This window comes from uncultured Corynebacterium sp. (assembly GCF_947253065.1).
Taxonomy (GTDB): Bacteria; Actinomycetota; Actinomycetes; order Mycobacteriales; family Mycobacteriaceae; genus Corynebacterium.
On sequence record NZ_CAMXWS010000006.1, the window covers coordinates 40,841 to 61,408 of the forward strand.

Here is a 20,568-nt window from a genome sequence, read left to right on the forward strand (position 1 = left end):
AGTGCTCAAACTCACGGGCAAGGTTCAGGACTATGCCTGGGGCGATACCAGCAGCATCGCTACCTTGCAGGGCCGGACGCCGTCAGGGCGTCCGGAGGCAGAGGTGTGGTTCGGGGCGCACCCGTCTGCGCCTTCTGCCACTGAAATCGGTCCACTTGACGGTGTCATCGCGGCCGATCCTGTGAGTGCTTTGGGCGAGCCAGGAACATTGCCGTTCCTGGTGAAGCTGCTGGCAGCGGCGCGTCCGCTGTCTATTCAGGCGCATCCGTCTATCGCGCAGGCTCGCGAGGGCTTCGCCCGCGAGAATGGTGCTGGCATTCCGTTGGACGCCGCGCACCGAAACTACAAGGATGACAACCATAAGCCGGAGATCCTCATCGCGCTGACCCCGTTCAAAGCGATGGCGGGGTTCCGCCCGGTAGAGCAGACCGTTGAGCTGCTCGACGAACTCGCAGTGCCGGAGTTGGACAAAGCGAGGCAAATGCTTGCCGACGATTCGGTGGGCGCACATCAACGTCTCCGCCTCGTGCTTTCCGAATGGCTAGAGCTGGATGATCCCACACCGATTGTGAATTCTGTGCTCGACCGTGCGGCGGAGCTCGATTCTTTCGTTGCTCGGAACCTGGTGTTCATCGGTGAAGCATTCCCCGGTGACGTTGGCGTGCTGGCGGCTCTGCTCCTCAACCATGTGGAATTGGAGCCTGGCCAAGCCTTGTTCTTGCCCGCTGGAAACATGCACGCTTACCTTGAAGGATTTGGCGTGGAAGTGATGGCCAATTCCGATAATGTCCTGCGCGGTGGCTTGACCGAGAAACACATCGACATCGCAGAATTGGAAGACATCGTGGTCTTCGAGCCGATCACTGACCCGATTCTGGTGCCTGACGAGGAAGCGGATGACGGTGTGCGTTGTGCGGAATTCCCGATTCCGGTGCCGGATTTTTCAGTCACCAGGTACTCGGGTGAAGGCAGCGTTCCGTTGGAAGGCCCGGCAATCATTCTCGCGGTTGCGGGACGAGTCGCCCTGGGTGATTCACTCGGGATTGGTCCTGGTGAGGCTGCCTTCATCGCAGCGGAAGATGGAGAAGTTACCGCTGAGTTCAGGGCGGCTGATTCTGCTACAGATTTCTTTGTAGTTCGCCCTGGCTAGTGATGCACTCTTCGTAGTACTCGACGAGTTTCTCGGTGGCTGCGCGCCACGACCAACGCTCGGCTTCCGCGCGGGCGGCAGTGGAAAAACAGTGGCGGGATGTTTCGTCGATAAGCATGCTCGCGAATGCGTCCGCCCACTGCTGTGGGGAGGCCTGTTTGCTCACTAGTGTGCCGGTCTTCCCATCGTCGATGACGAATGGAATGCCACCGGCGCGTGCCCCGACGACGGGAACGCCAGAGGCGAAAGACTCGAGAGCCACAAGCCCGAGCGTCTCGGTCAGCGATGGGAAAGCGAAGACATCGGCAGAGGCAAAAGCTTGCGCGAGAGGTGTGCCGGACATGTAGCCGGTGAAGACCGTGTAGGCGGGGTCGAAAGTCTTCTTCATTTGCTCGAGCTGTGGGCCCGCGCCGACCATGGCGAGACGGACACCGGGGACCTGCTCGCGCAGCAGCGGCATGACCTCGTTGAGGATATTCAGGTTTTTCTCTGCACTCATGCGACCGACATAGATGAGTAAGGGGGCGTCGGGGTTGCCATCGGTGAGGGTGCTGCGCATGTCAGTTGAGTAATTGTCGGGGTGGTAGCCGACGGTATCGACTGCTTTTGGCCAGACAGCCAGATCGCGGAAGCCATAACCTTTCGCGGTTTCCAGCATTGGATCAGAAGTGACCAGGTTTTTCTGTGCCCGGTTGTGTAGAGCGCGGATGATCGCCGTGGCCGGCTTCTTCACTAGGCCGATCTTGAGTGCCTCGGTATAGGCAGGCACATCGGTGTGGAAAGACGCAAGCAGTGGAATCTTGTATCGCTTGGCTAACAGCGCGCCGTATCCGGCGAAGAAGACCGGATTGACGGCATGAACGATGTCCGGATTGAAATCTTTGAGCTGCTTGGCCACAGAAGGAGCAGGCAGACCGACTTTGATCTCGGGGTAGATGTAGTGGAAGGAGAAGCTCGGTGCCCGTACGACCGGAAAACCGGCGTACGTGTCTGGTGCGTCGCCGGTGGCGAAGATCATCACCTCATGGCCCATTTCCGCGAGCTGATCAACGGTGCGGATCACACGCGTGACCACACCGTCGATCTTGGGGAGGAAGACCTCCGTGAAAATCGCGATCCGCATCCTATGCGTTCTCCGGAACGCCCTCAGATTGGTTGCGGGTCCACAGCGAGCGTGCCGGGATCTTGCTGCGATCAGCACGATCCGCGTACTTCTTGGCCACGTCCTCAACTTCCTGGAGCAGACCTTCTGCGAGCTTGGTTGGCTCAAGCCCCAGGTTCAAGAATGCGTCATTGGAGACGTGCAGCTCGTTTTCTGCCGATTCCTTACGTGGATTCGGCACGAGTGCGTATTCCGTGCCAGAGATCTTTGCCACCAGTTCCGCCAAGTCGCGCACCCGGTGGGTCTCGGTCATCTGGTTGAAGATCTTTACACGGTCACCGGCTGCGGGCGGATTTTCCAATGCGAGCTGGATGCACTTGACCATGTCTCGGATATGAATGAATGCACGGGTTTGTCCGCCGGTGCCGTGAACGGTGAGCGGGTAACCGATCGCTGCCTGCATGAGGAAGCGGTTGAGCACCGTGCCATAGTCACCGTCGTAGTCGAAGCGGTTGATCAGACGCTCATCACGCTCGGTCTGCGGGGTGTGGGTGCCCCAGATGATGCCCTGGTGCAAGTCAGTGATGCGCAGCTCGTCGTTCTTGGCGTAGTACGCAAAGAGGTTTTGGTCCAGAACCTTGGTCAGGTGGTAAACCGAGCCCGGGTTAGTGGGGTAGAGGATCTGCTGGTCAACCAGCTCTTCGCCGTTATCGACCTTGATGTCCAGGTAGCCTTCCGGAATCTTCATGCCGGCGGTGCCGTAGCCGTACACACCCATGGTGCCCAGGTGCACGATGTGGATGTCCAGGCCGGACTCCACAACAGCGACGAGCAGGTTGTGGGTGGCATTGACGTTGTTATCCACCGTGTAGCGCTTGGTCACCGGATTCTTCATCGAATAAGGTGCGGCGCGCTGCTCAGCGAAGTGAATGATCGCATCAGGGCGTTCGGTGTTGATGAAGTCTGACAGGCCCTCATAGTCTTGCGCAACATCGAGATTGCGGAAGGCGATTTCCTTGCCGGAGACTTCTTTCCAGGCCGCGATGCGCTCGTCAATAGAGGCGATCGGGGTGAGGGATTCTGCGCCGAGTTCCTCGTCGATGCGACGGCGGGACAGGTTATCCACGATGATCACGTCGTGCCCGATGTCCGAAAGGTGCAAGGATGCTGGCCAACCACAAAAGCCGTCGCCACCGAGAACTGCGATCTTCATATATTCACCTTTCTTGTACGAACGCTTCTCGGTCACGTTACCCGTGAATGCGAGTTTCTGCCCGGTGAGTTGAAAACGAATACACGAGCGTTCGATCCATGTATGTTTTGGGCATGAAACAAATCGGGAATTCGGGAGACATCATCATTGTCGGCGCCGGACTGGCTGGTCTGGTTGCCGCGCACGAGGCAGTCAAGGCTGGGCGTCGTGTTGTGTTTGTGGAACAAGAAAGCAGGGCGAACCTCGGCGGCCAAGCCTTCTGGTCGCTGGGTGGTCTGTTCATGGTGGGCACGCCTGAGCAGAAGCTCATGGGGGCTAAGGACTTTGAGGATCTCGCCTGGATGGACTGGGAGAACTCGGCTGACTATGACGATGAGGACTATGACAAGTGGCCGCGTGAATGGGGTCGCGAGTACGTGCGCTTCGCTTCGAATGAGATGCAGGGCTATTTGAAGGAGCTCGGTCTTCGAGTGCTACCTACCGTCGGTTGGGCAGAACGCGGCTCGGGCGATGCATCCGGCCACGGAAATTCCGTTCCACGTTTCCACCTCACATGGGGTACTGGCCCGGAGGTTGTGCGAGTCTTCCGCGAACCAGTTGAGCGCGCGGAAAAGGCAGGCAAGGTCGAATTCAAATTCCGTCACCGCGTCGACGACATCATTGTGGAAGATGGTCGCGCGGTGGGAGTGCGGGGCGTCCGGCTTATCGACGATGCGGGGTCCCGCGGTGTGGCGTCGAATAGCGAAGAGGCAGAACCTTTTGAGGTGCGCGGCGCGGCAGTGGTGATCGCTACCGGTGGTATCGGCGGTAATTTGGACAAGGTCCGTCAGATGTGGCCGGAAGATCGCTGGGGCCCATGCCCGGAGGACATGGTGACTGGTGTGCCGGAGCATGTTGATGGACGCGGTATTGATATTGCTGCGAATGCTGGTGCGAACCTGGTCAATACCGACCGCATGTGGCACTACCCGGAAGGCATGATCAACTGGGATCCGATCTGGCCAGGCCATGGCATCCGCATCATTCCGGGGCCGAGTTCTATGTGGTTGGACGCGACTGGTAAGCGCCTGCCAACCAATTTGTTCCCTGGCTCGGACAATATTGCGGCCCTTGCACACATTGGCAGGACTGGGCACGGCTATTCCTGGTTCATTCTCAACCAGCACATTGCTGACAAGGAATTCATCTTCTCCGGATCGGAGCAGAACCCGGATCTGACTGATAAGTCGCTCAAGAAGCTGGCCGGCAAAATCGGGCCGGGCACGCACCCGGCTGTGAAGGCGTTCATGGACAACGGCGTCGACTGGGTGACTGCCGATACGGTCGAAGATCTCGTGGCCAAGATGAATGAGCTCGGCGAGGTCGAAGTTGATGGGGACCTGGTGCGTAAGCAGTTGGTTGAACGCGATGCGCAGCTGACCAATAACTACTCCAAGGACGCCCAGGTCAATTACATCCGCACTGCCCGTAATTTCTTGGGCGACAAGATTGTGCGTTGTGCGGAACCGCACCGTCTGCTGGATCCGAAGAAGGGCCCATTGATCGCAGTGAAGCTGCACATTTTGACGCGTAAGACGCTCGGCGGAATCGAAACGGACCTGGGTGGTCGCGCGCTGCTTGCCGATGGCTCTGTGTTCCCCGGCCTCTATGCCTGCGGTGAGGCCGCCGGTTTCGGTGGCGGCGGCATGCACGGCAAGAACGCTCTGGAAGGAACCTTCCTCGGAGGCTGCATCCACTCCGGTAAGCGAGTGGGCGAGCACGCCGCGCGTGAGTGATGTTTGAACAATTACCGCTGCCAGTGAAGTGAGGCTGTGGCCGCCTGCCCCCGCAGGCGGTCTTTGTCTTGCAGGGGGATCATTGATCCGCCGGTGAGCCAGACCAGGTGAGTGACTGTTTCCGGGATATCGGGCAAACGCCACGGAATGGTGAGCCCAGCGGTTGCGGAAGGCTCCGCGATGATTCCGGCGCTACGCTCGAGCCAATTCACGGCAGCCAGGAAAGTGATGTCATCCAAGGTGTGGAAGCCGCTGACGAGTTTCTCCGCCTGTTCCATGGCGAGCGGGGAAGGGCTTTGCACTGCCAATCCATCAGCGATGGTGCGGCCAGAGAGCCCGTAATCGGAGCAACGGACTGTTGAATTTCCAGTGAGCACGCCGAGCGTCATGCACGGGCTGGCGGTCGGCTCGATGAAGTGGCAGAAAACAGCATCGCCGAAGGCTTGCTTGAGACCGAAGGTCACGCCAGCTGGTCCGCCGCCAACGCCACAGGGGAGATAAACGTACAGGGGATTTTCTGGAGTGAAGTGCTTGCCGATCGCGTCGAATTGCTCTTTAAGGCGCTGGCCTGCGACGGCGTATCCGGCGAAGAGTCCGAGAGAATTCTCGTCATCGATGAAGAAAGCATCGCCCGCTGCTTCGCGGGCTGCAGTGACGGTGTCTGAGAAGAGTCCATCGTGTTCAACGACGTGGGCGCCGCGGGAGCGCAGGAGGTCCTTCTTCCACTGCTTCGCATCGGTGGAGACATGGACTTCCGTGCCGAAGCCGAGCAGAGGTCCGACGGTGCCGATTGATAGGGCGAGATTGCCCGTCGATGCGACAGAGAGTTTCTCATACTGCTGTTCCTCCGCGAGCCGGAAGACCTCGTGGACTCCACCGCGGGATTTGATGGAACCGCTGATCGGGAGTGCGTCATCGCGTTTGACCCACAGTTCGCCGGCGAGGTCACGCTCCATTAATTCGGCGACATAATCCTTTGTCTCGGGCACGTGCTGGATTGCGGATTCGATGATGCCGTTTTCTGTTTCCGGGAAGTGCTCGGCGACCCAAGGGGCGAAGCGCCCGAAGCGTGCGGCGGCTTCTTCGATAGCAGCGGAAATATCCGGATCGAACTCAGCGGTATCCGGGGTGCGAGCCCAGGAGATCTCCTGGGTGTGGGTGAGCCCGTCGATTAGCGAGAGCGGTTGCGGCTGTGACGGTGCGGGCTGAGCTGGGCGATCCCAAGGCATGATCATGATTGCCCATTGTAAGGAACGCTCGGGTGTACAGTTACGTGGGTCACATCGTATGCAAGGAGGGAGACATAAGATGAGTACGAAACAGTCTCAACCGCAGCTGATTTTCGCAAGCGTAGTCGCCTTCCTGATTACTGCTGGTTGGTCAGCGAACCACTTTGCCTCCGTGCTCGTGGTGCTGCGTGAACACCAGGATATGTCCACGCTTTTGGTCAATAGTGCTTATGGCATTTACGCACTCGGCCTGTTTCCATGCCTGATCGCCGGTGGTCTTGTCGCTGACAGATTCGGGTCACGGCCCGCAGTGATCGTAGGTTCTGTGGTCGCCGCATTGGGCAATATCGCCTTGATGTTCTGGCAGGAAATTCCCGCAGTTCTGCTGATTGCGCGATTCGTGATCGGTCTCGGCGTCGGGCTGGTGGTCAGTGCCGGTACGGCGTGGGCAGGACGCCTCCGCGGGGCAGCGGGTACGACACTCGCCGGTATTTTCTTGACGTCTGGTTTCATGCTGGGTCCGATCGCCTCCGGCATCATCGCGCACCTGGTCAGCGTGCATAATGCGATCTATATCCCATACATCGCCTCGATCATTCTGTCTTTCGCTGCGGTGGCATTCTCCTTCATAGTGGGGGATGCCCCGAATACACGTGAAGTGATTGTGGAGAAGGAGCGGCCCAACGAGACTGTTGTCGTTTCTGAGCGCTCAGCGAAGAAGGCTTTGGTCACTGCATTCCCGATGGGGCTGTGGGTATTCGCGTCGATGACGAGTGCGATCGTGGTGCTCTCCGGGCGCGTGGGCCAGCACTTCGAATCCAGTGCTTTCCTGCCAGGTGTTGCTGCGGTCACGGCCTTTGGTTCCGGCCTGGTCATTCAGGCACTTGGTCGCCGCTTTGAATTTGGTCCCGTATCTGGCGTGGTGGGGGCGGTGTGCTCGGCCGTTGGTATGACGCTTGCGGCGATCGGCGGGGCAGCACCGTCGATGCTCATGTTCGTCGTGGCCTCCGTGTTCCTTGGGCTCGCGTACGGCCTGTGCTTGCGCGAAGGCCTGCTCGATGTGGAGACTTTCAGCCCGCCTGAAAAACGCGGTGCTGTTATTGGTGTCTACTACGTGGCCACTTATATCGGCTTTGGTTACCCGCCGCTGATCGAATGGCTGTCTGGATTTGTCGGACCGTCCTGGCCGTACTGGGTCTTGGCTGCGCTCGCGCTGTGCTCCGCACTTATCCGTACGGCGCAGATTCGCTCCGGATACCTGCGCCGCGGCTAGTTTTTTACGATGATGGCCACATTTGTTGTGGTCAGCTCGTGCTCGTTGCCTGCTGGTAGGCCACGCAATTCCGCCCGTGTTTCCTTCGAGATGGGGATGATCCAGCCTTCATTCGGATCGAGGACTGGGGCACCACCAGGACCTGGTTGGAAGGTTACGGGACGGGAGTTGGGGGTAGAGAGGCGTAACGGTGCGTCGATAAGCGAAAGATGCTGGAATGCGCCTTGGTCGAGGGTGATGATCACGATGATGTCATCAGAATCTGGGCTCACATTCGCGGTGTGCACCTCGAGGGTGTCTGCATGATAGACCGTGATGCGGTTTCGCTTGCGTGCAATGCTCAAAGCGATCACGATCGCGGGGATAGCGATCAACATGAAGATGATCACGAGGATGAGGATCGGCTCCCAGATGCTCGTAGCAAAACCGAGATCAGTATTTTGTGCCCATGACATGGCCCAACCCTACAACGGGAAGGGGAGGAGGCCAGATAATGTGTGATACATGAGTCAGGAACCCGTCGCGCACGCAGCTGAATTCGTGCAACCCTACGGGCCCGGCGAGATCAAGATCCTCGAACCTGGCTACGCACACCAAGAGCCCCTGCGACGCGGAAACTGGTTGTCCTGGAAGGCTTGGAAGCTTGTTCTTGCGCGCACGGTAATGGATTTAGGGCCGCTGGCAATCACTGACCGTGGCGCGACCATGACTTACTTCAGTGTGACGGCCTTCGCGCCGATGCTGCTGGCGTTCTATTCCACCGTGACTTTGCTGTTTCCCACTGATGAGACTGCGCTGCATGACATGGTCGGTGGGCTGATTGATCAGACGGTGCCTGAAGCATTGCGGGCCCAGGCTTTCGAATTGTTCCTGACAGTCGTTGGTACTCCTGCACAAAGCACGATCGCGCTGGTCATATCTATTGCGGTCTCGCTGTTGTCCGCTTCGGCATATGTGCGGGCTTTTTCGCGCTCGACGAATGCGATCTACGGCCGCACCGAAGGACGTGGACTTCCCAGAACTTGGCTCACCATGTGGGGCATCACGTTCTTGCTCGTCCTCGGGCTCATCGTGGTTGTTGCCGCATTGGTATTGCGTGAATCCATCATCAACGCACTTCTGGGTCCCATCGCCGAGCCACTTGGGCTGACCGGGGCGCTGAACTATCTCAACCACATCTTGCTGCCGGTGTGGGAGTGGGCGCGGTACCCAGCCGTAGTCATCGCGGCGATCGTTCTGGTTTCGTGTCTGTACTATTTCGCGCCGAATATCCGCCCCGGGCGCTATCGGTTGCTCACCGTCGGCGCTGTGTTCGCGATGCTCGTCATCGGTGCGGAATGGGCACTGTTCGGCTGGTACCTCTCCACCTTCGGCGTGCGTAGCGCATACGGTGCTTTCGGAACTGTGCTCGCTGTGCTGGTCGCGGTGTGGGGCATGAATATCGTGCTGCTGATCGGTGTGAAGCTTGATGCAGAGATCCTCCGCGCTAAAGAACTGCAGGCTGGGTATGACTCGGAGATGCTCATCCAATCGCCGCCACGCTCCCACGATGGCGTGCTGTGGCAGTACAAGGTGCACCGGTGGTTGAACCGTCTCGCACAAGACGTCAAAGAAGAATCAGCGTTGAAGCACCACGAATAGTTTCTGGCACCTACACTGTTGAACCATGATTGATGCACGCGATACTGCCTTGGTGATTGAGGGCGGAGGAACCCGCAACTCTTACACAGCCCCAGCGATCATGAAACTCATCGAAGAAGATGTGCAATTCGGCTGGGTGGGCGGTGTTTCCGCCGGGGCTATTCACGCTATCAATTTCCTCTCCGGGGATGCGGAGCGCACTGAGGAAGCTTTCACGACCTTTATGGGCCACCCGAAAATCGGAGGATTGCGCTCGCTCGCGCTTGGCCGTGGGCTGATGAATGCCGAGTTCATGTTCCAGGATCGCGGTGGGGAACTGCCATTCAACCTGGACGCATTTTTGGCGAATGAGACGCCGATCCACATTGAGGCAGTGCGTGCAGATACTGGTGAATCCGTCGCGTGGAACAATGCGGACCTGCAGGATGAGGACACGATCAACCTGGTCATGCGTGCTTCCTCCACCATGCCGATGCTGATGCCGATGGCGCACATTGATGGGGTCCCACACGTTGATGGCGCACTCGGTGACGACGGTGGTCTGCTCGTGGGCGCAGCTGAGCGCGCCGGATTCAGCAAGCTGCTCGTTCTGGCCACCAAGCCGCGGGACTATGTGCGCGAGCCAGTGAACCGCCCGGGAATGATTCGTCGCATGTTCCCGAAGTACCCCGAGGTCGCGCGTCGCACCATCGACCGTCCGGATGAGTACAACAATGCCAAGGCGCGTATCGACGAAATGGCGGCCCAGGGCAATGCTTACGTCTTCTACCCGGAAAAGATGATGGTAGAAAACGCAGAATTCAAGGTGCCTAAACTGCAGAAGAATTTCGCAGCCGGCAAGGAACAGTTCGACCGCGAGTGGGATGCGATTAAGGAATTCCTGGAGAAATAGCCGCGAATTCGTTTTAGAATCGTGCGCATGATTGATGCCACCGACACTGCCTTAGTTATTGAAGGTGGCGGAATGCGCAATTCCTATACCGCGCCCGCGATCGCCCGATTCATCAAGGAAGATGTGCGTTTTGGCTGGGTGGGAGGGGTCTCAGCAGGTTCTGTGCATGCGGTGAATTATGCATCGCGGGATGCGTATCGTGCGCGGGAATCCTTCACCAATTTCGTCGGACACGAGAAATTCGGTGGGTGGGTCTCACTGGCGCGTGGCACCGGATATTTCAACGCAGAATTCATTTACGAGGGTTCGAATGATGTTCTGCCTTTTGATTTGGAGACCTTCGATTCGACGCGCGAAACCCAGGTTCACATCGAAGCGGTTCGCGCGGACACCGGACATACGGTGACGTGGAACCGTGAAAATCTGTCTTCAATAGAGATGATCGGGCAAGTCACGCGTGCTTCCTCAACATTGCCGAAAGTCATGCCTATGGGCACCATCGACGGTGTCCCGTATGTCGACGGTGCGCTCGGGGTTTCAGGAGGCTTGCTTATCGACGCAGCCGAGGCCGCCGGTTTTAAGAAATTCCTCGTCCTGGCCACGAAACCTCGTGACTATGTCCGTCCGGACAATAACCGTCCTACGGCGACGCGCCGGCTGTTCCCTAAACACCCAGCGGTCGCTGAAGCGTTGATTGCGCGACCGCCGCGATACAACGCGTCGAAGGAGAAGATCCTCGAGTTTGAAAAACAAGGTCGTGCCAAGGTCTTCTTCCCTGAGCACATGACCGTTGATGCTTCCGAGCGCAACGTGACCAAGCTCAACGCGAATTACCTGCTAGGCAAGGTGCAGATGGATAACGAGTGGGATGACTGGATGGAGTTTCTCGCTGGGTGATCCGCCTGTGACCGGATGCCTATGCAATTTTGAGGTAGAAGCATTTTCCGATGAAAGCGCAGGTTATAAGTTCAGGGAATGTTGAACCTTCCGGTTTGGATGAGTTCAGGTCTTGTGCTCGTGTTTATCCGGCGTAGCGTGAGTTCCACCGCGGTAGTCCAATCGAAAATCTCAATCGAAAATCTCGAAGAGTTTGAAATCTCACGAAGTCTTTTTTGAAGACAGAAAGCGTGTGATACCCATGCAGATCCAGAAACGAGCAACCGCAACCGCGACAGTCGCTTTCGCCGCATTGTTGACATTGCCAGCCACTGCGACTGCAGAAACAACCCCGGCCAATGAGTGCGCGCCGAATCCGAGCGCCCACGAAATCTCTGAGGCGAACGCCCAACTCAACCGCGAACACCAGACTGATCGCGGTGGGTGGACGTATGCCGGTGGCTCTAATTTCAGCCCGTGTGCTGATCTGAGCTACGCCATCACTAAGCAGGGTGGCCAGGGCAATGGTGCAGAGACCAATGTTCTGTTGTTGTTCCACAAGGGCCAGTACATCGGCATTGACTCGAACCACCCGCAGACCATCGAGCGCATCACACCAAACGACGACGGCACGTTCACGGTTGTCTACCGTGACACCGAAGCACAGATGGAAGCTGGCGCACCGAATGCTGATGCCGACAAATTTGTTTCGGAGGTGACCTACTTCTGGGATGGCGACAAGGTCGGCCACCACGGCACGATTCCGAACGAGTCGCTTCCGGAGTTCTAAACAACCCCGCCGCGGACGCTAACCGCCATTGCACACCTCGCAGTGGCGGTTCTTGCGTATCTTAGGCGTAGACCTCTAAAAGGAATTGGAAGGTACCAATGTCTCAGCACCGTCGATTGTCGTGGTCAACTGCAAAGAGAATTCTCGCTGCGCTGTCCCACAGCACGGTGACCTATTACTGGGACGGAAGCAAGGTCGCGCACGAGGGCCGGATTCCGAACACGAACCTCTAGAGCGCGAGGGCTCTAGTCGGCGACGAGTGGCTCCATGGTGAGCTCCGGGTGCTCCTTCTCAATGAACGCGAGCTTCCATTTGTCACCGAAGAGGGCGATGAGTTCGCCGTCGGTGCGGGTGAAGATTTCCACGCCGCGCTGGCGGCCCAATTCCGGTGCTGATTCTTCGTCAGTGCGGCGGGCAACGGAGTAGGGAATCGGCTCGGTGACGGTCTCGACGTTGTACTCGTTTTCCATGCGGGCCTGCATGACCTCGAACTGCATGGGGCCGACGGCGGCCATGACGGGGGCAGCATCGCCGCGGGCGTCGTTACGCAGAATCTGCACGACACCCTCGGCATCCAGCTGCTCAAGTGCCTTGCGGAACTGCTTGTACTTACCCAGCGATTTGGCGCGCAGGGTGCGGAAGTGTTCCGGCGCGAACTGTGGCATCGGCGGGAACTGGACCTTCTTGCCAGCGTAGATCGTATCTCCCGGAGCAAGAGCGCCGGCATTGACCAGGCCGATGATGTCGCCGGGGAATGCTGTTTCGACGGTGTCGCGGTTACGACCGAAAACTGTCAGTGCGTACTTGGTGGAGAAGCTGCGGCCCGATTGGGCGTGCGTGACCTGCATACCACGGTCGAATTCGCCGGAGACCACGCGCATGAATGCGAGGGTATCGCGGTGATTCTTATCCATACCGGCCTGGACCTTGAACACCACGCCGGAGAATTCATCGCCAACCTCACGCTCAGGATCGATGGCCTGACCACCGCCGGATTCTGCCTGTTCGATAGCCTTCGGATCAGACTCGCGGCCCTCCGGTGCAGGTGCGATGGCGCAGAGGGTGTCCAGAATCTGGTGCACACCGAAGTTCAGCATCGCGGAGGCGAAGATCAAAGGCGAAGTCACGCACTGCTCGAAGAGTTCCTGGTTGTGCACAGCGCCGTCAGCAGCGAGCAGCTCGGCTTCCTCAACGGCGGTCTCCCAGGCGTCTTCTTCGCGTTCAAGTGCCTGGTCCGGGGTGTATTCCTCTTCCGGTGCGATGGTGGAACCACCAGCGGTACGGATGAAGTGGATGTATTTATCAGCCTCGCCGTCGTCGTTGACGTGCGCGAGACCACGGAAGTCACCAGCCTCGCCTACGGGCCAGTACAGGGGAGTGGGCTGGAGGTCGATTTCGGTGACGATCTCGTCGACAAGCTCAAGGGGCTCACGTCCGACACGGTCCCACTTGTTGATCACCGTGACGATAGGCAGGCCACGGGCCTTGCAGACGCGGAAGAGCTTGAGGGTCTGCGGCTCGAGGCCCTTGGCGGCGTCGATAAGCATGACTGCAGCATCAACGGCGGAGAGCACGCGGTAGGTATCCTCAGAGAAATCCGCGTGGCCCGGGGTGTCCACCAGGTTGATCACGTACGGCTCGCCGTCGTGGCCCTCCGGCGCGTACTCGAACTGCAGCGCCGACGACGCGATTGAGATGCCACGGTCTTTTTCCATGTCCATCCAGTCAGACACCGTCGACTTACGGTTGCCCTTGCCATGCACCGCGCCGGCCTCCGAAATGACGTGCGCGTGCAGTGCCAATGCCTCCGTCAACGTCGACTTACCAGCGTCCGGGTGTGCGATGACGGCGAATGTGCGGCGGCGGGCGGCCTCGGAAACGGTGCTCATGACCTGTAGAGGGTAGTCGCTACAGCAAGGTCAGGGCTAACCAGCGCCATGCAGCACAATCAGGGCAGCGTTTCGAAGAAAAGTGCCTGGTCGATAGCGATCCCGACGGCTGCACCCGCGCCTGCCGCCTGCGACACCTGGTCAGGGGAGCTGACCACATTTCCCGCTGCCCACAGGCCCGGCTGCGAGGTCAGGCCGCGTTCTGTGCGGACCCATCCATCGACGACGTCGCATCCGGCCTCGCGCAACAGCGCGTCGTTCGGTTCGAAACGCGGGCCAGTGAAGCAGGATTCGAACACGAATTGGTGGCCTGTCGAGCGAACCGCAACTCGGTCGCCCTCTGCTGGGCCTACTTCCAAGACGGGTTCGTCGATGATCGTGATGCCGAGCGATTCGAAAAGAGCCCTCTCCTCGTCGGGAAGCTCGAGGCCGTTCGGCAAGAACGTGACGGTCTTCGCCCACTTGGTGAGCAGCTTGGAAATGTGGAACGTGAAGCCGGGGTTCTCCCCGCCGATGACCGCGAGGTCAGTTCCGTTCACCTCATATCCGTGGCAGTAGGGGCAGTGGAAGACCCGCGTTCCCCACAGCGCAGGCAATCCGTCCACGTCGGGCAAGACGTCGGTGATTCCGGTGGCGACGAGGAGATGCGGTGACTCAATGGCCTTGCCGCTGCCGAGAGTCACAGACCACTGGTCATCCACTCTCGTTAGATTCTCTGCGCGGTCCCTCACGATCGTGCCGCCGAACGACTCGAATTCAGCGTGGCCCTTTTCCAACAGTTCGGTTGGCTTGACTCCGTCCATTCCCAAGATGCCGTGGGCGTGCTCGCTGAATCGGTTGCGCGGACGGCCCTCGTCAATCAAGCAGACGGAACGATTCGCCCGCGCCAAGTTGATCGCCGCGGCGGTTCCGGCGAAGCCTCCGCCGATGATCGTGACATCCATGTTCTAGCCCCCTGGAATTCTTTCAACCGGTTCTCGCGTTGAAGACACTAGTTGCTCGAGCTCCGTCGCGGGAGGCCCTGTTGGCCTTCGTTAGAGTGGGGCCGAGATAGGTGACTTGTACGCAAACGAGAGGAGACACAATGAAGATCGGCGTGATCGTCGGTTCCATCCGCAAGAGCCGCACCGCAATAAAGGTGGCTGACTGGATGAAGGAGAATATCGGCGAGCGGGAGGGAGCCGAGTACGAGTTCATCGACCTCGCGGATTACGACCTTCCGCTTTACGACGGCGCCGGGCTGCCCATGCTCATGAATAAGCAGTACGACAATGATGAGGTCACCCGCTGGTCGAAGGCGATCGACGCGTGCGATGCGTTTATCTTCATCACGCCCGAGTACAACCACTCGGTGCCGGCTGCGTTGAAGAACGCGGTGGACACCCTCGGCCCGGAGTGGGTGGGCAAGCCCATCGCATTCGTCGGCTACGGCGGTGTCGGAGCGATCCGCGCGATCGAGCACTGGCGCCAGATCGCCGCGAATTTCCACATGCACGACATCCGCGAGCAGCTCGGCTTCATCCAGGCGATGGAGATGCGAGACGGCTTCAATCCGATGCCGAACCGCGCCAAGGAGCTCGCCGCGATGTGCGACCGCCTCGAGGCTGCCGCCCGCTAATTACTGCGGATGATTTTGTCGACGGCCTTGCCGCGTGCCAGCTCGTCGACGATCTTGTCCATCATGCGGATCTTTTGCATGAGCGGGTCCTCGACGTCCTCGACCCGCACACCGCACACGCTGCCGGTGATGAGCTCCGCGCCGGGGTCGAGCGTGACGTGCTCAAAGAAATCGCGCAGCGTGGCACCTGATTCCGCCTGGGCATGGAGCTCGTCGGTGGTGAGACCGCTAAACCAAGTGAGGACCTCGTCGAGCTCCGCCCGTGTCCGGCCCTTGCGCTCGACCTTGGCCACGTAGTTGCCGTAGATATCGCCGAACGGGTAGTTGAACACCCGCTCGAGCTTTGCCTTTTCGTCCATGCGGTAAATCTCCTATCGGCTGTGAATGTCGTTCTGCGCCCGCTGCAGGCCTTCCTCGATCACAAGGCGCGCGGCGTCCGCGGCGGTGGCGATCTGCTCGTCGAGGCCCTCGTGGTCGACGGGGCTAAGGACCCACTCCGGGACCGGCATGCCCTTCGGCGGGCGCCCGATGCCGATGCGCACGCGGATAAATTCGCGGGTTCCCAGCTGCTCGGTCAGGGACTTCAGGCCGTTATGGCCGTTCTCGTTCCCTCCCTGCTTGATGCGGACTTTCCCGGCGGGCAGGTCGAGCTCGTCGTGGAGGACGATGATGCGCTCCGGCGGAATCCCGAGTTTCTCCGACACCGGAGCAACGCCTTCGCCGCTGTTGTTCATGAACGTCGTCGACCGAAGCGCGAGGGCAGACGTGTCCGGCACCACCACTCCCTGGGCTTTGAAGGAGGGGAGGGGACGCAGGGTGTGTTCGTCGATAAGCATGTCCTGCGCCATGTAGCCCACGTTGTGGCGGGTGGTGGCGTATTTCGCGCCGGGGTTGCCCAAGCCGACAATGAGCCACTCGGCAGCGAGCGAGTCGAGATCGGGTATGTGCTGGCGGGGTGCGAAAAGGGCGCGGATTTTGTCGAACACGCAGCCCAGTCTAAGTCAGCGCTTCGCTAGAGTGGCCACCATGACACCAGAACTTCCCGCCCGTCTGCCCCGCGTCGTCGCCGCCCCCATGGCGGGTGGCCCGAGCACTCCCGCGCTTGTGAATGCCGTCGGTTTCGGCTTCCTCGCCTGGGGGACGTGCAGCCTCGAGCACGCGCGCGAAGAGCTTTCGCTTATCGACGAACCCTTCGGCATCAACCTCTTCTACCCCCAACGGGACACCCCGCGCCGGGAGGACCTGGAGGCGATCGCGTCTGAGCTCGGCGCGGAGATTCCCGAGCCGGATTACACCTTCGGCTTCCACGAGAAGCTCGACCTCGCGCTTGCCGACGGGCGCGCGACGATCATTTCCTGCACCTTCGGTTGCTTCACTCCGGAAGAATTCAAGCGCATCCACGATGCGGGCATCCAGGCGTGGGTGACCGTGACGAACGAGGTCGACGCGATCAAGGCCGCCGAACTCGGCGCTGACGGCGTCATCGTGCAGGGCCCGAAGGCGGGCGGACACCGCTCCACGTGGACGATCACCGAAGAGCCCGACGAGCGCGACCTGGAGCAACTGCTCAGCGGCATTTTCCGCCACGTCAACATTCCGATCATCGCCGCCGGCGGCGCACGCACCGCTGAAGACGTCGAGCGCCTCATCGAGTGGGGCGCGAATTCCGTCGCCTGCGGCAGCGCGTTCCTGCTTGCCGACGAAGCCGGTACCAGTGAGACCAATCGCGGTGTCCTGCGCGCCGGCGGTAACTCCGTGTCCACCCGCGCTTTCTCAGGCCGCTACGCCCGCGGCGTGGAGACGCGGTTTACCCGCGAGCACGACGATCTTCCCCCGCTGTACCCGCAGCTCAACGCCATGCAGAAACCGCTGCGCAACGACCCCGACCACGGCTACTGCCTCGTCGGCGACGACTTCGCCGGGCAACTCCACGAAGGCTCCGCCGCGGAGATCGAGGCGAGGTTGTTGGGGCGTTAACTGCGCGCTACGAGATAGCGGCGATGAGTTCGTCGGCGGCGTCGGCAAGCGTGATGGGCAGCTCGGCTTGTTCTTGTTTGCCGAATGGCTTGAGCACGTAATCGGCCGGTGCCTGGCGGCCGGGCGGGCGGCCGATGCCGACGGCGAGGCGGTTGTAATTCGGGGTGCCTAGCGACTTGGTCACGGACTTCAGACCGTTGTGGCCGTGGTCGCCGCCGCCGAGGCGGAGCTTGACCGTGCCGAAGTCGAGGTCGAGCTCGTCATAAATGATGTAGATGTCTTCGGGCGGGATCCCGTAGTAGCTGGCGAGGGCCTTGACCGGGCCGCCCGAGACATTCATGAAGCCGCGGGTGCGGGCGAGAATTGTGCGGCGGCCGGTGAGACGGCAGGCGGTGAGTTCGGCGACTTCGGTGTTCGTCTTCTTGTGCACACTCAACTGCGCCGGCATCGGGGTGGCGCGGTCGAGCAGCTCCTCGATGACCATCACGCCCGCGTTGTGGCGGGTTTGGGCATAGATCGTGCCCGGATTGCCGAGGCCGACGATGAGGACGGGTGAAGAATCAGAAGTCACAAGACCTAAGTCTACTTTCGGTTCTCAACCACGTTGCGGCCTACGATGCGCGGGCGCGCAATCCGTCGAGGAAAATATCGATGAGTTCTTGCTGGACCTGCGACGCGTGGGCGTTGATGATCTTCGAATTCGGCAGCGGGCGGGAGGCGATGACGAGCGCGATGTGGAATTCGAGAGGCTCCAGATCTCTTGGATACAAGCCCGCTTCTTTCGCGCGAGTGATCAAGGGGGCGTAGGCGTTGCGGATCTCCTCCGCGCGATTTTCATCGATGTGTTGGATGCCAGAGATCTGCTCGAATTCCGAGAACAGCGTCTGCCCGAGCAGCGCCAGTTTCAATTCAGCGATGGCGTGAATCGCACCACTCCACGCTTTTTCAGGAGTTTCTTCAAAGAGGGGAAGGTGCTCGCTGATGACGGTCTCGATGTCGTGGACGGCGTTGGCGCCGATGGCGTAGAGAAGCGTGATGCGGTCAGGGAAGTGCCTGCTCACAGTGGCAATTCCGACCCCTGCTTCTTTGGCTATCGCGCGCATCGACACGTTTCCGCCGTGTTCGACGAAAAGGGATCGGGCGGCGGTGACGATCGCTTCACGGTTGTCGGCAGCATCCTGTCTCATGCTTGCACCATACCAAACGGAACACTATGATCCGTTTATGTAAGTGGAACAGGGTGTTCCGAATCGGTATAAGGAGGAGCCTGAAAATGACTACGGCAGTGAAAGAAGAACAAGGAAGGTCGCACGCAGCGAAAGCGGCGGGGGTGATACTCGGCATCCCCATCATCATGGGGCTAATGCTGTTCGCGTTCCTCGCGCCCACCTTCGCGTCGGGCCCGTCCGGGGTTCCGGTCGCCGTCAGCGCGCCGGAGCCGATGGTGGAGCAGCTGACACAAGGCATCGAGCAAAAAGCAGGTGACGAAGCGCCGGAGATCACCGTGATGGACAGCCCCGACGAGGTGCGAAATGCTGTGCTTGAACGGGAAGCCGTCGGCGGTCTCGCCGTGACTCCGGAAGGCGCCACTGCATTCACGGCATCAGGTAACGGCGCTCCGTACGCGCAGCTTATCGACGGCATCGCCGGCTCCCTTGAGGCCCAAGGCATGACCGTCGAGCGCACCGACTTGGCGCCGACATCCCAGGATGATCCGCAGGCGACGGGTCTCGTGTTGCTGGGTCTTCCTCTCGCATTCGGCGGCATCATTTCTGCGGTCATCGCCACGTTCCTCTTCCGGGGCACCCGGTGGACGAAGATCGGGGTTCTCACCGGCATCGCAGTGCTGGGAGGTCTGGTGGCCACCTGGATGCTGCATTCGGTCTACGGAACGTTGATGGGTAGCTTCGGCATGGAGTGGCTCGCCATCTCCGCCGGTATCTTGGCTACCTCGATGCTCACTGCGGGGCTCGGGGCGCTCATCGGCACACCCGGCGTGGGCATCGGCGCTGTCTTGACGATCTTCCTCGCGAATCCGCTGTCCGGCTTGTCGACGGGGCCGTGGCTCCTGCCTGCGGGATGGTCCACCCTGGGGCAGTGGATGCCGATCGGCGCGACCGGGCATCTCGTGCGCTCCCTGTCGTTCTTCGACGGCAACGGCGCAGGATCCGCCTGGTGGGTCCTGGCGCTGTGGATTGTGACAGGGCTGGTGCTGCTTTTTGCGGCCCGTCCAAAGCAGCAGAACTAAGACTGCAAATAAGAGAAGCGGCCGGCACCCCCTGCGGTAGGGGATGCCGGCCGCTTAGCCATTGGCGTCGAGAGGCGGTTTACTCCTCGGAGTCGCCCTCGCCCTCGCCCTCAGCCGGTGCCTCGTCCTCGGACTCGGCGCCAGCCTCAGCGCCGCCTTCCTCAGCCTCTTCAGCAGCGGCCTCGACCTCTTCGTCAACCTGCTGGTAGGTGACGTTGATGGCCAGGTACTCCGGATCGGTGACGAGCTCGGCACCCTCCGGCAGCGGCAGATCGCCGACGAGGATCTGGTCGCCGATCTCCTTGCCCTCGATGGACACGGTGATCTCGTCCGGAATGTTCAGGGCGTCGACCTCGATCTCGACAACGTCGATCTCCTGCAGGACCACGGCGTCCGGGGCAGCCTCGCCCTCGTAGACAACCGGGACCTCGACGGTGACCTTCTCGCCGCGCTTGACACCGAAGAGGTCGATGTGGTCGATGTTCAGGGTCAGGACGTTCTGGTCGACGTGCTTGACCATCGCGAGGTTCTTGTCACCGTCGACCTCGAGCTCGAGAATCGCGTTGGTGCCGTCGTTGCGCACGAGAGCGGTGATCTCGAGGATGTCCACGTGGAAGTGGATGTTGCCCTCGCCGTTGCTGTACAGCACGCCAGGGACGCGGCCAGCAGCACGCAGACGACGAGCGGAGCCCTTGCCGAACTCGTCGCGCTTCTCAGCCTGAATAGTCGGGAACTTATTCGCCATGATGCTTTCTCCTTCTAGTGATGCTTAGGTTCGATGAGCCACAGAAAAAGCCTGCGGCCACGTGTGCTCGTCGAGTGACCGCAGGCTTTTTGGAGAAAAGTCTGTGATGATTCATCGCGTCGATAACGGCCCTGCTTGCGCGAATCCGTG

22 protein-coding genes are annotated in these 20,568 nt (G+C 60.0%); 11 read left to right on the top strand and 11 right to left on the bottom strand.

What is annotated here, in order from left to right:
* Position 1 precedes the first annotated feature (1 nt).
* Positions 2-1,150, top strand: coding sequence for a mannose-6-phosphate isomerase, class I (gene manA / locus Q0X21_RS02785; RefSeq protein ID WP_297850217.1), 1,149 nt, complete (start codon positions 2-4; stop codon positions 1,148-1,150).
* Here the strand turns inward: manA and Q0X21_RS02790 are convergent.
* Both Q0X21_RS02790 and Q0X21_RS02795 read right to left on the bottom strand, forming a co-directional pair.
* Complete coding sequence (locus tag Q0X21_RS02790; protein WP_297850218.1) at positions 1,119-2,273, bottom strand: glycosyltransferase family 1 protein; 1,155 nt, start codon at positions 2,271-2,273, stop codon at positions 1,119-1,121. The two genes, manA and Q0X21_RS02790, sit on opposite strands and share 32 nt — an antisense overlap.
* A 1-nt stretch (position 2,274) precedes the next feature.
* Positions 2,275-3,465, bottom strand: coding sequence for an NAD-dependent epimerase/dehydratase family protein (locus tag Q0X21_RS02795; RefSeq protein WP_297850219.1), 1,191 nt, complete (start codon positions 3,463-3,465; stop codon positions 2,275-2,277).
* A gap of 113 nt (positions 3,466-3,578) precedes the next feature.
* Here Q0X21_RS02795 and Q0X21_RS02800 point away from each other — a divergent pair, with 113 nt between their 5' ends.
* Positions 3,579-5,240: an FAD-binding dehydrogenase gene (locus Q0X21_RS02800; RefSeq protein WP_297850220.1), complete on the top strand. Its 1,662-nt coding sequence runs from the start codon at positions 3,579-3,581 to the stop codon at positions 5,238-5,240.
* 11 nt (positions 5,241-5,251) lie between these two features.
* On the opposite strand, the gene Q0X21_RS02805 is transcribed toward Q0X21_RS02800, so the two are convergent.
* Positions 5,252-6,475 carry a D-serine ammonia-lyase gene (locus Q0X21_RS02805; protein ID WP_297850221.1) on the bottom strand — a complete coding sequence of 408 codons (1,224 nt, stop codon included), beginning with the start codon at positions 6,473-6,475 and terminating at the stop codon, positions 5,252-5,254.
* A gap of 73 nt (positions 6,476-6,548) precedes the next feature.
* Here Q0X21_RS02805 and Q0X21_RS02810 point away from each other — a divergent pair, with 73 nt between their 5' ends.
* Positions 6,549-7,742: an MFS transporter gene (locus tag Q0X21_RS02810; protein ID WP_297850222.1), complete on the top strand. Its 1,194-nt coding sequence runs from the start codon at positions 6,549-6,551 to the stop codon at positions 7,740-7,742.
* Here the strand turns inward: Q0X21_RS02810 and Q0X21_RS02815 are convergent.
* The gene (locus tag Q0X21_RS02815) at positions 7,739-8,197 is read right to left on the bottom strand and encodes a hypothetical protein (protein WP_297850223.1); all 459 of its coding nucleotides are present in this window, start codon (positions 8,195-8,197) and stop codon (positions 7,739-7,741) included. The two genes, Q0X21_RS02810 and Q0X21_RS02815, sit on opposite strands and share 4 nt — an antisense overlap.
* 49 nt (positions 8,198-8,246) lie before the next feature.
* On the opposite strand from Q0X21_RS02815, the gene Q0X21_RS02820 reads away from it, so the two are divergent.
* The 5 genes from Q0X21_RS02820 (at position 8,247) to Q0X21_RS02840 (ending at position 12,174) form a co-directional block, all read left to right on the top strand.
* Positions 8,247-9,383, top strand: a complete 1,137-nt coding sequence (locus Q0X21_RS02820; RefSeq protein WP_297850224.1) for a YihY/virulence factor BrkB family protein — start codon at positions 8,247-8,249, stop codon at positions 9,381-9,383.
* Positions 9,384-9,408: 25 nt separating this feature from the next.
* Positions 9,409-10,275, top strand: coding sequence for a patatin family protein (locus tag Q0X21_RS02825; protein ID WP_297850225.1), 867 nt, complete (start codon positions 9,409-9,411; stop codon positions 10,273-10,275).
* Positions 10,276-10,302: 27 nt separating this feature from the next.
* Positions 10,303-11,172, top strand: coding sequence for a patatin family protein (locus tag Q0X21_RS02830; RefSeq protein WP_297850226.1), 870 nt, complete (start codon positions 10,303-10,305; stop codon positions 11,170-11,172).
* 241 nt (positions 11,173-11,413) lie between these two features.
* Positions 11,414-11,941, top strand: coding sequence for an LppP/LprE family lipoprotein (locus tag Q0X21_RS02835; protein ID WP_297850227.1), 528 nt, complete (start codon positions 11,414-11,416; stop codon positions 11,939-11,941).
* Positions 11,942-12,039: 98 nt separating this feature from the next.
* Positions 12,040-12,174, top strand: a complete 135-nt coding sequence (locus Q0X21_RS02840; RefSeq protein ID WP_297850228.1) for a hypothetical protein — start codon at positions 12,040-12,042, stop codon at positions 12,172-12,174.
* Between the two features lie 12 nt (positions 12,175-12,186).
* Here the strand turns inward: Q0X21_RS02840 and Q0X21_RS02845 are convergent, their stop codons facing one another.
* Complete coding sequence (locus Q0X21_RS02845) at positions 12,187-13,830, bottom strand: peptide chain release factor 3 (RefSeq protein ID WP_297850229.1); 1,644 nt, start codon at positions 13,828-13,830, stop codon at positions 12,187-12,189.
* Between the two features lie 59 nt (positions 13,831-13,889).
* Positions 13,890-14,774 carry an NAD(P)/FAD-dependent oxidoreductase gene (locus Q0X21_RS02850; RefSeq protein WP_297850230.1) on the bottom strand — a complete coding sequence of 295 codons (885 nt, stop codon included), beginning with the start codon at positions 14,772-14,774 and terminating at the stop codon, positions 13,890-13,892.
* A 140-nt stretch (positions 14,775-14,914) separates the two neighbouring features.
* Here Q0X21_RS02850 and Q0X21_RS02855 point away from each other — a divergent pair, with 140 nt between their 5' ends.
* Positions 14,915-15,448 (top strand): NADPH-dependent FMN reductase, encoded by a 534-nt coding sequence (locus Q0X21_RS02855; RefSeq protein WP_259851577.1) that lies wholly within the window; start codon positions 14,915-14,917, stop codon positions 15,446-15,448.
* On the opposite strand, the gene Q0X21_RS02860 is transcribed toward Q0X21_RS02855, so the two are convergent.
* Positions 15,445-15,807 carry a DUF2200 domain-containing protein gene (locus tag Q0X21_RS02860; RefSeq protein ID WP_259851578.1) on the bottom strand — a complete coding sequence of 121 codons (363 nt, stop codon included), beginning with the start codon at positions 15,805-15,807 and terminating at the stop codon, positions 15,445-15,447. The genes Q0X21_RS02855 and Q0X21_RS02860 overlap by 4 nt on opposite strands.
* A gap of 12 nt (positions 15,808-15,819) precedes the next feature.
* A complete protein-coding gene (pth, locus tag Q0X21_RS02865; protein ID WP_259851579.1) occupies positions 15,820-16,434 on the bottom strand; it encodes an aminoacyl-tRNA hydrolase in 615 nt (204 codons plus the stop codon).
* 40 nt (positions 16,435-16,474) lie between these two features.
* Here pth (Q0X21_RS02865) and Q0X21_RS02870 point away from each other — a divergent pair, with 40 nt between their 5' ends.
* Positions 16,475-17,425, top strand: coding sequence for a nitronate monooxygenase family protein (locus Q0X21_RS02870; RefSeq protein ID WP_297850232.1), 951 nt, complete (start codon positions 16,475-16,477; stop codon positions 17,423-17,425).
* A gap of 7 nt (positions 17,426-17,432) precedes the next feature.
* Here the strand turns inward: Q0X21_RS02870 and pth (Q0X21_RS02875) are convergent, their stop codons facing one another.
* Together pth (Q0X21_RS02875) and Q0X21_RS02880 are read right to left on the bottom strand one after the other, a co-directional pair.
* Positions 17,433-17,996 (bottom strand): aminoacyl-tRNA hydrolase, encoded by a 564-nt coding sequence (gene pth, locus Q0X21_RS02875; protein ID WP_297850233.1) that lies wholly within the window; start codon positions 17,994-17,996, stop codon positions 17,433-17,435.
* Between the two features lie 40 nt (positions 17,997-18,036).
* Positions 18,037-18,612 carry a TetR/AcrR family transcriptional regulator gene (locus Q0X21_RS02880; RefSeq protein WP_297850234.1) on the bottom strand — a complete coding sequence of 192 codons (576 nt, stop codon included), beginning with the start codon at positions 18,610-18,612 and terminating at the stop codon, positions 18,037-18,039.
* 86 nt (positions 18,613-18,698) lie between these two features.
* Between Q0X21_RS02880 and Q0X21_RS02885 the strand changes: the two genes are divergently transcribed.
* A complete protein-coding gene (locus Q0X21_RS02885; protein WP_297850235.1) occupies positions 18,699-19,673 on the top strand; it encodes an ABC transporter permease in 975 nt (324 codons plus the stop codon).
* Positions 19,674-19,752: 79 nt separating this feature from the next.
* Here the strand turns inward: Q0X21_RS02885 and Q0X21_RS02890 are convergent, their stop codons facing one another.
* Positions 19,753-20,418, bottom strand: coding sequence for a 50S ribosomal protein L25/general stress protein Ctc (locus Q0X21_RS02890; RefSeq protein ID WP_297850236.1), 666 nt, complete (start codon positions 20,416-20,418; stop codon positions 19,753-19,755).
* Positions 20,419-20,568 lie beyond the last annotated feature (150 nt).